Origin of the sequence: Bacillus sp. V33-4, from assembly GCF_002860225.1 — a bacterium.
Classification (GTDB): Bacteria; Bacillota; Bacilli; order Bacillales; family Cytobacillaceae; genus Bacillus_BJ; species Bacillus_BJ canaveralius.
This window is the reverse complement of sequence record NZ_PGVC01000056.1, coordinates 20,952-35,624: the sequence shown is the minus strand read 5'-3', so window position 1 is coordinate 35,624 and position 14,673 is coordinate 20,952. Positions and strand designations below refer to the sequence as shown.

Annotated in this window: 12 protein-coding genes; 5 read left to right on the top strand and 7 right to left on the bottom strand. The window is 43.5% G+C overall.

What is annotated here, in order from left to right; genetic code table 11:
* Positions 1–107 precede the first annotated feature (107 nt).
* From acnA to selA, 3 genes are all read right to left on the bottom strand, one after another.
* Positions 108–2,816 carry an aconitate hydratase AcnA gene (gene acnA, locus CVD23_RS18620; protein ID WP_101577551.1) on the bottom strand — a complete coding sequence of 903 codons (2,709 nt, stop codon included), beginning with the start codon at positions 2,814–2,816 and terminating at the stop codon, positions 108–110.
* 352 nt (positions 2,817–3,168) lie between these two features.
* Positions 3,169–3,429 (bottom strand): hypothetical protein, encoded by a 261-nt coding sequence (locus CVD23_RS18615; RefSeq protein WP_101577552.1) that lies wholly within the window; start codon positions 3,427–3,429, stop codon positions 3,169–3,171.
* Positions 3,430–3,752: 323 nt separating this feature from the next.
* Entirely contained in the window at positions 3,753–5,159 is a 1,407-nt protein-coding gene (gene selA / locus CVD23_RS18605; protein WP_101666815.1) for an L-seryl-tRNA(Sec) selenium transferase, read from the bottom strand.
* A gap of 109 nt (positions 5,160–5,268) precedes the next feature.
* Between selA and CVD23_RS18600 the strand changes: the two genes are divergently transcribed.
* Positions 5,269–5,658 carry an Hsp20/alpha crystallin family protein gene (locus tag CVD23_RS18600; RefSeq protein WP_101577554.1) on the top strand — a complete coding sequence of 130 codons (390 nt, stop codon included), beginning with the start codon at positions 5,269–5,271 and terminating at the stop codon, positions 5,656–5,658.
* Positions 5,659–5,851: 193 nt separating this feature from the next.
* Here the strand turns inward: CVD23_RS18600 and CVD23_RS22095 are convergent, their stop codons facing one another.
* Positions 5,852–6,088: an Rdx family protein gene (locus CVD23_RS22095; protein ID WP_342751453.1), complete on the bottom strand. Its 237-nt coding sequence runs from the start codon at positions 6,086–6,088 to the stop codon at positions 5,852–5,854.
* 151 nt (positions 6,089–6,239) lie between these two features.
* On the opposite strand from CVD23_RS22095, the gene selD reads away from it, so the two are divergent.
* Positions 6,240–7,292, top strand: coding sequence for a selenide, water dikinase SelD (gene selD, locus CVD23_RS18590; RefSeq protein ID WP_101666814.1), 1,053 nt, complete (start codon positions 6,240–6,242; stop codon positions 7,290–7,292).
* Positions 7,293–7,381: 89 nt separating this feature from the next.
* On the opposite strand, the gene CVD23_RS18585 is transcribed toward selD, so the two are convergent.
* From CVD23_RS18585 to pdxR, 3 genes are all read right to left on the bottom strand, one after another.
* Positions 7,382–8,329, bottom strand: a complete 948-nt coding sequence (locus CVD23_RS18585) for an L-threonine 3-dehydrogenase (RefSeq protein WP_101666813.1) — start codon at positions 8,327–8,329, stop codon at positions 7,382–7,384.
* 49 nt (positions 8,330–8,378) lie between these two features.
* On the bottom strand, positions 8,379–9,569 hold the full coding sequence (locus CVD23_RS18580; RefSeq protein WP_101666812.1) for a glycine C-acetyltransferase: 1,191 nt from the start codon (positions 9,567–9,569) through the stop codon (positions 8,379–8,381).
* A gap of 363 nt (positions 9,570–9,932) precedes the next feature.
* The gene (pdxR, locus tag CVD23_RS18575; RefSeq protein ID WP_101577559.1) at positions 9,933–11,327 is read right to left on the bottom strand and encodes a MocR-like pyridoxine biosynthesis transcription factor PdxR; all 1,395 of its coding nucleotides are present in this window, start codon (positions 11,325–11,327) and stop codon (positions 9,933–9,935) included.
* Positions 11,328–11,440: 113 nt separating this feature from the next.
* Here pdxR and CVD23_RS18570 point away from each other — a divergent pair, with 113 nt between their 5' ends.
* From CVD23_RS18570 to CVD23_RS18560, 3 genes are all read left to right on the top strand, one after another.
* On the top strand, positions 11,441–11,986 hold the full coding sequence (locus CVD23_RS18570) for a pyridoxamine 5'-phosphate oxidase family protein (RefSeq protein ID WP_101666811.1): 546 nt from the start codon (positions 11,441–11,443) through the stop codon (positions 11,984–11,986).
* 104 nt (positions 11,987–12,090) lie between these two features.
* Entirely contained in the window at positions 12,091–13,650 is a 1,560-nt protein-coding gene (locus CVD23_RS18565) for an ABC-F family ATP-binding cassette domain-containing protein (protein WP_101666810.1), read from the top strand.
* A gap of 152 nt (positions 13,651–13,802) precedes the next feature.
* Positions 13,803–14,669, top strand: coding sequence for a putative selenate ABC transporter substrate-binding protein (locus tag CVD23_RS18560; protein ID WP_101666809.1), 867 nt, complete (start codon positions 13,803–13,805; stop codon positions 14,667–14,669).
* Positions 14,670–14,673: the final 4 nt, after the last annotated feature.

Below are 14,673 nucleotides of genomic sequence, written 5' to 3'. Positions count from 1 at the left end.
GACACTTACTCGGGTTGGACTTTCACCAACTAGCAATTAACGGCTTGCTGGGCACGCATAAATGAAAGAACACCATGCAATGATTGCATGGTGCCTGTTGATTTTACCTAGTTTTTCAATTTATCACGCAGTACCATTGGCAGGATACCGCCGTGACGATAGTAATCAATTTCAACTTCAGAGTCAAAGCGAACAAGCACTTCAAATGTTTTCTTGTTGCCGTCTTCATCTGTAGCTGTTACTGTCACAAAGTCACGAGGCCTTACATTTTCATCAATTTGCACATTGATTATTTCTTTACCGGTTAAGCCAAGAACTTCTGCGCTCTCTCCTTGCTTGAACTGAAGTGGAAGTACACCCATCAATACAAGGTTTGAGCGGTGAATACGCTCATAGCTTTCTGCAATAACTGTCTTGATGCCTAGCAAGTTTGTTCCTTTCGCAGCCCAGTCACGGGAAGAACCCATTCCATAGTCTTTTCCGGCAAGAACTACAAGCCCTGTTCCATCTTCTTTATATTTCATACAGGCATCGTAAATGGATGTCACTTCGCCAGTTGGCCAGTATGTTGTGAAGCCGCCTTCTGTACCAGGTGCTACCTGGTTGCGAATTCGGATATTTGCGAATGTTCCGCGCATCATCACTTCATGGTTACCACGGCGTGAACCATAGGAGTTAAAATCACGTGGTTCTACTCCTTTTTCACGAAGGTATTTTCCAGCTGGAGTATCTTTACCGATTGCACCGGCTGGTGAAATATGGTCAGTCGTCACTGAATCACCGAATTTGCCAACAATACGCAATCCTGTTAAAGGCTCCACATGACCGGCATCAGGAGTTAAGCCCTCAAAGAACGGCGGGTTTTGGATATAAGTTGATGTGTCATCAAAAGAATATAATGGTTCGTTGCTCGTTTGAATTTCGTTCCAGCGGGCATTATCGTCAAAAACATGCTCGTATTCTTTACGGAACAAATCAGGCGTAACAGTGCGCTTTACAACTTCGTTCACTTCGGCTGTTGACGGCCAAATGTCTTTGAAGAATACATCGTTGCCTTTTTGATCCTTGCCGAGTGATTCTGTTTGGAGATCAATATCGACGGTTCCCGCTAATGCATATGCCACTACAAGCGGTGGGGATGCCAGGTAATTAGCTTTCACAAGCGGGTGGATCCTTCCCTCGAAGTTTCGGTTGCCGGAAAGGACCGAACCAACAAGAAGATCGTTTTCAGCGATAGCTTTTTCAATTTCCTCACGTAACGGGCCCGAGTTTCCGATACAGGTTGTACAGCCATAACCAACGAGGTTAAAGCCAAGCTGTTCCAGGTAAGGAAGCAACCCTGAATCGCGCAAATAACCTGTAACAACTTTCGAGCCAGGTGCTAACGAAGTTTTGACGAACTTCGGAACTTCCATACCAAGCTCAACAGCTTTTTTCGCCACTAAACCAGCACCGACAAGCACATACGGATTTGAAGTGTTCGTACAGCTTGTGATGGCTGCAATAGCAACAGCGCCGGTTTTCATTTTCGTGGAATCACCATTGTGAAAATCAACGGTAATTTCTTTATTGATTTCCGTTGGCTCTAGCCCAAATCCCTGGTTTCCCTGCGGTGCGCTCAATGCTTCGTTAAAGGATTGCTTCATCATTGACAGCGGAATTAAATCCTGCGGGCGTTTTGGACCTGAAAGGTTCGCTTCAATTTCAGAAAGATTAATTTGAACTACATTTGTATATACTGGTTCTAGAGATGGATCAAAAAACAGTCCATTTTCCTTGCTGTATGTTTCGACAATTTTGATTTGTTCTTCAGAGCGTCCGGTTAAACGCATATAATCAAGAGACTCGGAATCAACCGGGAAGAATCCGCAAGTTGCTCCGTATTCCGGAGCCATGTTTGCAATCGTCGCCCGGTCAGCTAAAGGAAGTGATGTAACACCAGGACCGAAGAATTCTACAAACTTGCCTACAACCCCTTGGCTGCGGAGAACTTGGGTTACTTTTAATGCCAGGTCGGTAGCTGTTGTACCATTAGGCATTTCACCTACTAATTTCACACCAACCACTTCCGGAACCGGGAAGTAGGATGGCTGGCCAAGCATGCCTGCTTCTGCTTCTATCCCGCCAACGCCCCAACCGAGAACACCAATCCCGTTGATCATCGTCGTATGCGAGTCTGTCCCAACAAGAGTGTCCGGGAACGCTTCAAAATCTCCATCAGGCGTTTCAACTGCATGGACAACGTTTGCAAGAAATTCCAGGTTTACCTGGTGGACAATTCCGGTCGCCGGAGGAACAGCACGGTAGTTATCAAATGCTTTTTGCGCCCAGCTCAAAAATTGGTATCTTTCTGCATTCCGTTCAAATTCCAATTCCATATTAACCTGAAGGGCATCCGGAGTTCCATATTTATCGACCTGCACAGAATGGTCAATAACAAGGTCAACCGGCTTTTCCGGGTTGATTTTATCCGGGTCTCCACCCATATCTGCCATCGCTTTACGCAACGAAGCGAGGTCAACCACTGCTGGCACCCCTGTGAAATCTTGTAGAATTACGCGTGAAGGTTTAAAAGGAACATCTATTTCCTTAACTTCACTTGTTCCCCATTTAGCTAGGTTTTCAACATGTTCTTTCGTAATAACACGACCATCCAATTGGCGAAGTACTGATTCAAGCAGTACTTTAATCGAATATGGCAGCTTGGTAACTTTGCCTATTCCGGCTTTTTCAAGAGCAGTTAATTGATAATAATGATAGCGCTTCCCGCCCAATTCAAAAAATTTACGGGCATTAAAAACATCATTCTTTGCCATATATAGTATCCCTCTCTTTCGTAAACATCATATAACAAATGATATTAATTGTCGAAAAGTTTGAATTTTTTCTCCCATCCACTCTTTTCTCACAATTTTAATGTTAATACAACCTCCTGTATAAGTAAATAACAAGAAAGTTATTGTTTATGATAAGTTTTTCTTATGATTTATACGATTTTTAAAGTGTTATTGATAAAAAACTTGAACATAGCAACAACCATAAAATAATTTTCTAGTCGTTTCTTTTTCTTTATTATTGCAGGAAAGTTTTTTTGCGCATATAAACACAATAAAAGCCCGGTACATGACAGTATCGGGCTGAAATATGTGAAGGGGTTCATCAGCACGGCTATTCGCCGACCTCTACCCCTTTGATCATTTCCTCTAAATCCTGCTGGTATTTTTCCAGCTGGATGCGCTGATGCTCTGATGCCACTTCCAAGGCATTTTCAATTTGCTGGTATGCCTCATTCACTTCATTTTTTAAATGCTTTAATTGATGCCCGTAGCTTGCGCTGTCCCTGACAATATCCAAATAAAGCTCCATCGCATTTTCCATTCCCTGCTGTGCTGCTTGAAAAGCTTGTTGTTTATCTTTATGGTAAGGCATGAATGTCACTCCTGTTTTAAAAATCTGTAACGTTAAATTGTGCAATCACTATGAATTTATTCAGTATAAATCGGAGGCAATATTTCCATCCTAACAGTAGGAAGGATTGTATGAACAAAAACTTAAAGCAAACATATGCACATAAACGGTCTAAAAGGAGATCAAAACTCTCAGCCGGCTCTGCTCAGCGGATCACATAAAGTTAAACGAAAACCATTCGAGACAACAGCATCACGCACACTAATATATGTAAGTGTAAAAGGCAGACCCCGCCTGAGCTAAGACAAATCACAAAAACGAAAAAGCTCTATCCACACCCTTTTTTATTTAAGCGAATGTAAAGCTTCTATAATAAAATCTTCTTCCTCGACAGCCACCGTTCTTAAGTCTATGTAGACTTCATCCTTGTGAATTCTTGTAACGATAGCAGGTGTATAATCCATTCTGAGCTTCCGGGCAGCCTGCTCAGCCTGAATGTCTCTAAACTTCAGCACTATAGGAAATGACGGTAATAAAACATCCGGCATTGTTCCCCCGCCTACCTGGCTCACTCCGTCCACTGCTTTCGCCGAAAAAGTAGCGGTTTTTCCAAGCTTTGCAAGAAAGTGCTCGGCACGTTCCATTAATTCTTCCTTTGAGGTGAGCAAGTCCCTGATCGCAGGGATTTTTTTCATTCCCTGTTCCCCTTTTAAATAAGCGATCAGGGTCGCTTCAAGGGCTGCCAGTGTCATTTTGTCAATCCTCAACACCCTAGCGAGCTGATGCTTTTTTAAACTGTCAATGATCGTTTTTTTTCCGGCAATGATTCCTGCCTGCGGACCGCCAAGCAGCTTGTCGCCGCTGAATGAGACAATGTCTGCTCCCATCTTTAGCACTTCGCCGACAACAGGTTCTTCACCAATCCCATGTTTACGGAAATCATACAATGCTCCGCTTCCTAAATCTTCATAGAAAATAATTCCCGGTTGCTTATTTGCAAGGGCTGCCAGATCATTACTATCAACCATTTCGGTAAAACCAATGACCTTAAAATTGCTTGTATGCACTTTTAATAGCATGGCTGTATTTTCATTAATCGCTTTTTCATAATCGCTTAAATGTGTCTTATTCGTCGTTCCTACTTCAACGAGCTTGGCCCCGCTCTCTTCCATAATGGACGACACTCTAAATGAGCCGCCGATTTCGACGAGCTGACCGCGTGAAACAACGACCTCTTTTCCAGATGCCAGGGCACGCAGGATCAAAAAAACGGCTGCAGCATTATTGTTGACGATCATTGCTGCCTCTGCGCCGGTAATTTGTTTTATGAGCGATTCTGCATGGGCATGCCGGGAACCGCGCTCCCCTTCAGGCAATTTGTATTCGAGATTGGAATAATAGCGGGCAGCTTCAAGTGCATGCCGGACTGCATCTTCGCTGAGCCTTGCCCTGCCTAAATTAGTATGTAAAATCGTTCCTGTCGCATTAATGACACGCTTGATTGTATAACCTGTCTGCACTGCAAGCTCTTCAGTTAGCAGCTTGAAAAAATCATCTAAGAACGCTGATGTACCAGGAGCTGCACCTTTCCATGCTTCCTGTAATAATTGCTTCCTGATTGAGTCAACGGTTTTTTTTACGTAAGTGGACATAGTTGAAAAATCTAACCCATGCTCTTCCATCAACAGCTTAAAGCGGCTGTCATTTTGGTATTCATGAACAGGGGGAATTAAACGCAATAACTGGTTCATTTTGAAAACCCCTCCAAATCATTTTGCGCGTTAATTATACCATTTCGATATGTCCAGCACATATCAGAATGTAAGCGAATATAATATAGTAGCAAGGAGGGTCATCATCATGAATGACGAAAGCAAAGAACAACCGCTTGATTTACGGTCACTTGAAAAATGGCTCGAACAATATTTTCTGGATCCGCTCACCAATTATTTGGATGAGACGGCGTTCAGAATTGATATGTTTGAAACAGAGCAAGAGATCATTATTGAAGCACTGTTGGGTGAGTTTCCTTCCTCGCAAATTACCGTCTTTCTTGAAGATAAATCGATTATCATCTCAGCGGTTGATAGCACTTCTGCCACTCCCCAGCTGCGCCAGCGTAAGGTCACTTTTCCTTTTTCAGTTATTCATAAGCATGTCCATGCAACATTTGCTCAAGGCATAGTCGAAATTTTTTTATCAAAAAATAAGGCTGGGTCAGGCCAGAATAGATTTGTGACCCTGCCATAATCAAGAAATTTTCCGTATAATCCCTCTACAAAGAATGCCTCATATACGAGCAGAAGAGGCATTCTCTATTGATATATCTCTATTTAGTTTACATAATAAAATTATCGTATATTATATATTCATGAATTATGCCACCGAAATTTATATCAATCCATTTCAAAACCCCCATCCACAATAGATGGGGGTTAAGGCGTTATGCCTCCATTTTTTCAATGATTTCATTCGCTTTTGGGAATACTCCAGTTTCGAGCTTGGAGTAGACTTTATTGCCATTGACTGTTACTTCAAATGCTCCCCCGGAACTCGGGATCAATTCAAGCTTCCCGATGTTTGCACGGAAATGGGTAAATAGTTCTTCCGCGAGACCCGCGGCTTTAGGTGCATAGTTTCACTGCATGCAAAATTCAACGGTTAACTGATATTTATTCATGATAAATCCTCCTCATGAAGTGTGGTATTCGCGAATGAATTCGCGTTATTAGTGACATTTTAGTACAAACGTTATTTTTCCGCAATTGATGAGTTTTATAATATGCGGTGATCACAATTAAAAGGTATACTGAATATTGGAGGTGGGACAGTTGAACGAGCATGAAAAAATTCGTCTTACATCATTATCAACAAAAGCTGGTTGAGGCTGTAAAATTGGTCCTGAGGACCTGGCGCAAGTTTTGCGTCTTTTACCACAGCAAGAACCAGTTCCAGAATTGCTTGTCGGGCATGAAACCTCTGATGATGCAGGAGTTTACCGCCTGACCGATTCAATTGCTTTAATTCAAACATTAGACTACTTTACACCGATCGTCGATGATCCGTATATGTTTGGTGCAATCGCTGCTGCTAATGCGTTAAGTGACGTATATGCAATGGGCGGTGAACCGAAAACGGTACTTAACATTGTCGGATATCCGGTGAAAAAGCTAGGGGCAGATATGCTTGCGGAAATCCTTAGAGGTGCCGGAGATAAAGTGAAGGAAGCCGGAGCCGTTACGGTCGGAGGCCACTCCATTGATGACCAGGAGCCTAAATTTGGACTTTCCGTTACCGGTATTGTCCATCCGGAGCAAACCTGGAAAAATGTCGGGGCGAGGCCTGGCGATGTTCTCGTGCTAACAAAACCAATCGGTGCCGGAATTTTAACTACAGGCATTAAAAGAGGAAAAGTTACCGCGGAACAAGAACGGAAGGTAACTGAAACAATGGCGATGCTTAACCGCACTGCCGCATCGCTGCTAAAACCGTTCCAGCCTCATGCTGTTACCGATGTAACCGGATTTGGCCTGCTCGGCCACGGCAGCGAAATGGCCGGGGGTAGCGGCGTCAGCTTCGAAATTACTCTATCTGATGTTCCTGTCCTTGACGGTACGTTTGAGCTCGCCGAACAAGGAGTCGTTCCCGGCGGTTCAAAGTCTAACCATGAATGGCTCAGTGACAATGCCGAATATGCGGATATTTCGTTGGAGGAACAGCTTGTCCTTTGTGATGCGATTACTTCTGGTGGCCTGCTTGTTTCGCTCGGAGCAGACGAAGCCAAAGCCTATGTTAAATCGCTGCAAGAAAATGGCCTCACTGATGCTGTGATCATTGGACGCGTAATTGAAAAACAAGACAAGATGATCTACGTAAAAAGGTGAAATCGATTCTGATTTCACCTTTTTTACGGTGCACCCCTGCAGGGCGCGCCATTAAAACAACGCGTCCAAAATAGGGCGGGTTGGCTAAGCTATGATTGCTTTACAGCTAATTGCTGCAGCATATCCTCTGTCATTTTTGCCAGGTCAAATTCTGTTGTAAAGCCCCACTCTTCTGTAGCTGCTGTTGCATCGATTGAATTTGGCCAGCTGTCCGCAATCCTCTGGCGATCAGGATCAACCTGGTAATGAAGCTTAAACTCAGGGATAGCTTTGCGGATCTCCGCCGCAATCTCCTCCGGCTCAAAGCTCATCGCTGTCACATTAAAGGAATTGCGGTGTTTAAGACGGGCTGGATCAGCTTCCATCAATTCAATAATCGCGTTCAGTGCATCGGGCATATACATCATGTCCATATAAGTGCCTTGAGCAATATAACAGGTGTAGCGTTTGTGCTTGACCGCTTCGTAATAAATTTCGACCGCATAATCCGTTGTGCCTCCACCCGGAGGGGTGACATACGAAATAAGGCCTGGAAAACGAAGCCCTCTAGTATCAACACCAAATTTATAAAAATAATAGTCAGCCAGCAATTCACCTGCTACTTTATTGACACCATACATCGTAGTTGGACGTTGCAGCGTGTCTTGCGGCGTGTTATCTTTTGGTGTTGTCGGCCCAAAAGCGCCAATTGAACTAGGTGTAAAGAATTTACAATTTAAATCCCTGGCAGTTTCAAGGGCATTCATTAAACCGCCCATATTCAAATTCCAGGCAAAGACCGGATTTGCTTCAGCAGTAGCTGACAACACCGCCGCCATGTGAATGATCGTATCTGCACGGTATTTTTTTGCTGTTGCAAGCAGTGCATTTCCGTTTGTCACATCCAATATTTCAAAAGGGCCGCTTTCGGCTGCCTCGCAGTCTGTCTTGCGGATGTCAGTGGTGACAACATGATCTGCTCCGTATATACTTCGAAGCTTTACCGCCAATTCAGAACCGATTTGGCCTAAAGCTCCGGTAATTAAAATATTTTTCATATCGTGTCCCCCAACTCTATCTGGTCTCGTGTCGATTGCCGAATCAGCGCTAAATCATTCCCATTTCTTTACCGATCTTTTCATAGATTGACAGAGCTTGATCGAGCATTTCTTTTGTGTGGGCAGCTGATGGCATATTGCGGACTCTGCCTGTTCCTTTTGGAACCGTTGGGAAGACAATCGCTTTTGCGTACACTCCTTCATCATTCAATCTTTTGCTAAACAACTGGGTTTTCACTTCATCGCCAATGATGCATGGAGTAATCGGTGTTTCACTAGCGCCAATATCAAAACCAAGTTCTTTCAAGCCGGTTTTTAGATAATTGGCATTATCCCATAGGCGTTTATTTAATTCAGTGCTTTCCATTAATATTTCAATTGACCTGATTGACGCTGCCACATCCGCAGGTGTTAATGACGTTGAGAACAGGAATGGGCGGCTCCGGACCTTTAACCAATCGATTAACTCTTTTTTGCCTGTGACATAGCCGCCCACCACTCCAATCGCTTTTGAGAGCGTGCCAATTTGAAAATCAATTTTCTCGGAGAGGCCGAAATGCTTGACGGTCCCTGCCCCTTCACCAAGCACTCCTGAGCCATGTGCATCGTCAACATAGGTAATCAGATCAAATTCTGCGGCGATTTCAACAATTTCCGGAAGCTTTGCGATATCCCCGTCCATTGAAAAAACTCCGTCCGTAATCACCATCACTTTATTGTACTGGCCTGATTCGATTGCATCTTTCGCCCTTAAACGCAAGTCTTCCATATCGGAATGACGGTAGCGGATAATTTTTGCCCGTGATAAACGGCATCCGTCAATAATCGAGGCATGGTTTAGCTCATCTGACAAAATCGCATCATTTTTGTCCATAACCGCTGATATTGCTGCCATGTTACAATTGAAGCCGGATTGATAGGCAATCGCTGCTTCTGTATGCTTGAATTGCGCGAGCTTTTCTTCAAGTTCGACATGCAATTTCAGTGTTCCATTGATCGTTCGGACCGCCCCGGCCCCCACGCCAAATTGCTCGACTGCTTTAAATGCCGCATCCTTTAATCTTTGGTCCGTAGCAAGGCCGAGGTAATTGTTTGAAGAAAGGTTGACGAGCTCTTTACCAGCAATCTTAATCAATGGACCGTTCGGGCTTTCAAGCGGATCGATGATATTGTATAGTCCCTTTTCCTTTAAGTCCTCAAGATTTTTTCTTAAAAAATGATTTAATACACTGCTTGACATTTAAAATCCTCCCACCTGAGTTTTGTCAATTCAAAACAAACAACTGTCTTTTCCATACGTACATTAACATAGATTTAAAAGTTGATATAAAAGGCTTATCCACTATTAATTTAACATATTTACTAACATTGTACATTTAATAAGGACAGTTAGAAAGGGTTATTTTATTCTTTTTTCAAGCCAATTCAAAACTTCTATTGACAGCCATATGCAAGCTTCTTTTGATAAGGGCCAGAGGAAATTTCTTTTGTTTGAGAAAGGGTAAATAACTCGAGGGGTATATCTTCTGAGCGTGAATACGCGTTCTCTTTATGTACAGTAAAGGAGTTTATGAAATTCATTCAAATCAATGTCCTCATCGATTTAAAACCAGGCCTTGCCCAAACGCTCAATTCCTTCCCTGATTTCCATCTCTGTTAATCCGCCAAACCCAAGCATGACGAGGGACTTCGGACAATCGCCGCGATTAATCCAAAACTTTTCAGGCGAGTGAATTAGTACTTCTTGTTGCAGTCCCCGTTCCTTTAAATCCATAAAGTCACGATTATCGACATTTATCAGAAGATGTAAGCCCGCTTTTTGTCCGATCATTTCGATTCGATTACCCATGTATAAATTAATTGAGGCTGTCAGCATTCTGTGTTTCTGCTGGTATACTTTCCTCATTTTCCGGATATGCCGTTCAAAATCGCCTTGCTTCATAAAAAGCTCGAGGCCGTTTTGGATCAGCGGCGGAGAAGACTGGTTGTAATTGGCGAGCTTTGTTTTAAACAGGGATGAAAGTTGCTGCGGCAGAATGATATAGCTAAGCCTTGCCCCGGGCATAAATGCTTTTGAAAAAGTTCCTAAATAGATGACTTTATCATCATAATCCATTGCTTTTAATGGCGGGATCGGTTGGCTTGAATAACGGAATTCGCTGTCATAATCGTCTTCAATTATAAACCGCTCCCCTGATTCGGCCCACTGCAGCAGTTTTTTTCGCTTTTGAATTGATAACACCATTCCGAGTGGAAACTGATGGGCCGGTGTCACGTAAACAAGATTCGCGCCAGTATTTTCGAGTTCACCGATATTGATGCCATCTTCTTCGAGTGTCACAGGTGAAAGGCTGCAGCCAAGGTTTGCAAATACAGTTCTAACCCCATCATAGCCGGGATTTTCAAACGCAACTCTTTGTCCTGACAGGGACAAAAGCTGGCAAAGTGTACTGATTGCAGGCTGTGTACCCGCCGTAATCACGATTTGCCCCGGGCTGCATGAAATTCCCCGCGATTGGTTCAAATATTTCGCCAGTTCCTCTCTTAAAGCAAGGCTCCCCTGTCTCTCACCATATAAAAGAAGATCAGCTCTGCCCGTTGACAAGGCCTCATTAATCGACCTCTTCCACTTCTTTATCGGAAAGCTTTCAACTGCGATATCACCATACTCAAAGTTATATCGTACGGTTGCTTCATTCACGACTGAAAAATCGTCTTCGTGTTTAATACTCTGTGTGGCCAGCCCTATTTCTTCTTGCGGGGAAACCCAGATCCCGCTTTTCGCCCTGCTTTCCAAATACCCTTCAGCAACCAGCTGTTGGTAAGCCGTTTCAATCGTCGTTTTACTGACGCGTAAATGGATTGCCAATTGGCGAATCGGGGGCATTTTTACTCCCGCAACAAGACTGCCCGCTTCGATCTCCTTTTTTATATAAGAATAAAGCTGGAAATAAAGGGGCTGTTTTAAATTCTTGTTCAGAAAAACAATAAAGTCCATTTCTCTTCCCCCTAATCTGACCTTTTTATATTATTCAAATCTGACACTTTTAAAGGGGTCAATAACCTATTAAAATCATACTATCATAATAAAGCTTGAAGGGAAGCGAGAAAATGAATCATATGAGACAGCAAAAACTAGCGGTGCAAGACGAAGGAAAAAGCAATGAATTTTTATTGAAGAGCCGAATTGGCTACTTGGGATTAAGTGATGGCCAAACTCCATATGTCATTCCACTTAACTTTATCTGGCATGAACAAGCTATTTATTTTCATGGGGCTTCTGAGGGCAGGAAAATTACGATTATAAACAACAACCCGCTTGCCTGTTTCAACGTCTGTGAAGAATATGGAACAATGGTGGATCCTGTACCAGCCAAAACGGACACAGCTTATTTTAGTGTGGTTATACAGGGGAAATTGTCAAAGGTAACCGGTCCAGCCGCAGCTACGGCCGTCATGCAGTGCATGCTTCAAAAATATGTCCCCAACTATTATGACCAGCCGCTTGCCGAGGCTCATGTTGTAAAATATCGTTCATCTTTAGGCAGCAAGACAGCGATTTATAAACTTGAACCGGACTTTGTGTCGGCAAAAGCAAATCCATTGAATGAAGATCTGCGGTTTTATCCAGGAAGAAGCGTCCAAAACGACAGCTAAACTGTATAATTTTTCAATCTGAGGCAAAGGTCTAGTGTTCTCACTGATTGTTTAGTATGATTGACATTGAATGATTTTTTTAAAAAGTGAGGCTAGACGAAGAAATGAGCTTATTGACTGTAGATAAATTGAGTCATACATTCGGAGACCGGACCTTGTTTAAGGATGTCTCCTTTCGATTATTGGCAGAGGATCATGTAGGTTTAGTGGGAGCGAACGGTGTTGGCAAATCCACTTTAATGAATATAATCACAGCGCAATTGATTCACGATTCAGGAAAGGTAGAATGGACTCCCGGCGTCCAATACGGATATTTGGACCAGCATACGATACTGACTCCGGGCCGTACGATCCGTGAAGTACTGCGTGATGCCTTTCTTCCGCTCTTTCAAAAAGAACAGGAATTAAACGAAGTCACCGCAAAAATGGCAGATGCTTCACCGGAAGAGCTGGAAATTCTGCTTGAAAAAATGGGTGAAATCCAGGATGAGCTTGATGCTGGCGGGTTTTATTCATTGGAAATAAAAATTGAAGAAGCGGCGCGCGGGCTTGGCCTCGATGCTATCGGAATCGACCGCGATGTTTCGGCACTGAGCGGTGGGCAGCGAACAAAGGTGTTGCTTGCAAAGCTATTGCTTGAGCAGCCGAAGGTCCTATTGCTTGATGAACCGACCAACTATTTGGATGTTGAGCATATCCGCTGGCTCACCGGTTATTTAAAGGAATACCCACACGCTTTCTTGTTAATCTCCCATGATACCGAGTTCATGAATCAAGTTTCCAACGTTATTTTTCATCTCGAATTCTCGAAACTAAGCCGATATACGGCGACCTATGAAAAATTTCTTGAGCTGGCTGAAATCAACAAAAACCAGCATCTCAATGCTTACGAAAAGCAGCAGGATTTCATTAAGAAACAAGAGGATTTTATCTCAAAAAATAAAGCGCGCTATTCGACAACAGGGCGCGCGAAAAGCCGCCAAAAACAACTTGACCGTCTCGAACGAATTGACCGCCCCGAAACGGCAGTTAAACCGACATTCGAATTTAAAGAAGCGCGCGGCAGCAGCAGATATGTATTTGAAGGGACCGATTTTGAAATTGGCTACAGCCATCCCCTGCTTCCCAAAATGTCGATGACAATTGAACGCGGTGATAAAATTGCGATTGTCGGCTGCAATGGTGTCGGCAAGTCGACGCTTTTAAAAACGATGCTCGGAAAAATTGAACCATTGAGCGGCAAAATTGAGCAGGGAGACTTTCTGTTTCCCTCTTATTTTGAGCAGGAAGTGAAAGCCGAAAACTTGACCCCAATCGATGATGTCTGGACTGAATTTCCTGGGTTGGACCAGCATCAGGTCCGGGCGGCTCTCGCCCGCTGCGGTTTGAAAAACGAGCATATTTCCCGCCCTCTAAATCAGCTGAGCGGTGGCGAACAGGCGAAAGTAAGGTTATGTAAGCTGCTCATGCACGAAAGCAATTGGCTATTGTTTGACGAGCCAACCAACCACCTGGATATTACGGCGAAAGCAGAATTAAAACGCGCTCTGCAAGCCTATAAAGGCACAGTTGTTTTAGTTTGCCATGAGCCCGATTTTTATGAGGATTGGGTGACAAAGGTTTGGGATGTCGAAGAATGGTCCCAGCAGGTCAGCAAAGCTTAGCTTACAACCAATCATTCCCCTCCTGTTTCACAAGGAGGGGTTTCAATTTTGCTGTTAAAACAGAACTAATGTGAAAAAAGTCACAGTACAATCCCGGAAAGTAGTAACAATCTTTTATAAAATAATTTTTCATTAATTTTGAGGTGAGTTGATTGAGAAAATGGATAGTGTTACTGTTATCGACTTTTTTATTGGCGGCTTGTTCAAGCAACGGCTCAGAGCAAACGACGGAGGACGTATTCAAGATTGGGGCAATTCCTGACCAGAGTGCCGCTGATTTGAATCGGAGCATGGAAGAAACGGCGAAATATTTACATGACGAAACAGGATTGAAAGTAAAATACGTCCCTTCGGTCGACTACGCCGCCCTCGTGACGGCATTTGAACGCGGAGAAATCCACCTTGCCTGGTTCGGCGGCCTTACTGGTGTCCAGGCCCGCAGCCTTGTTCCCGAATCTGAAGCAATTGCCCAACGCCCGATCGACGAGCAGTTTCACTCAGTGTTTATTGCCCAAAAAGGTTTGAATCTACAAAGCCTCGAAGACTTAAAGTCTTTAAGCTTTACATTTGGCAGTGAGAGTTCCACTTCAGGGCACTTAATGCCGCGCTATTATTTAATGGAAGCGGGAATCGACCCGAACACCGATTTCGACGGAGAACCGAACTTTTCCGGTTCGCATGACAAAACATACAAACTGGTCGAATCTGGGTCCTTCCAGGCTGGAGCTTTAAATGAAGCAGTGTGGACAAGTGCAGTTAAGGAAAACAAGGTTGATACGAGCAAAGTTGACGTTTTTTATACGACTCCCGCTTATTATGATTATAATTGGACGGTTAACGATGTAGACGATCAATTTGGTAAAGGTACGAAAGAAAAAATAACAAATGCTCTTCTTTCAATGGATGAAGAGCAGAAAGAGATTCTTGATCTGTTCTTTACCGATCGATTTATTAAAACAGAAAGCGCCAATTACAAGGCAATCGAAGAAGTTGCCAAAGAATTGGAGATCATCAAGTAGGTGA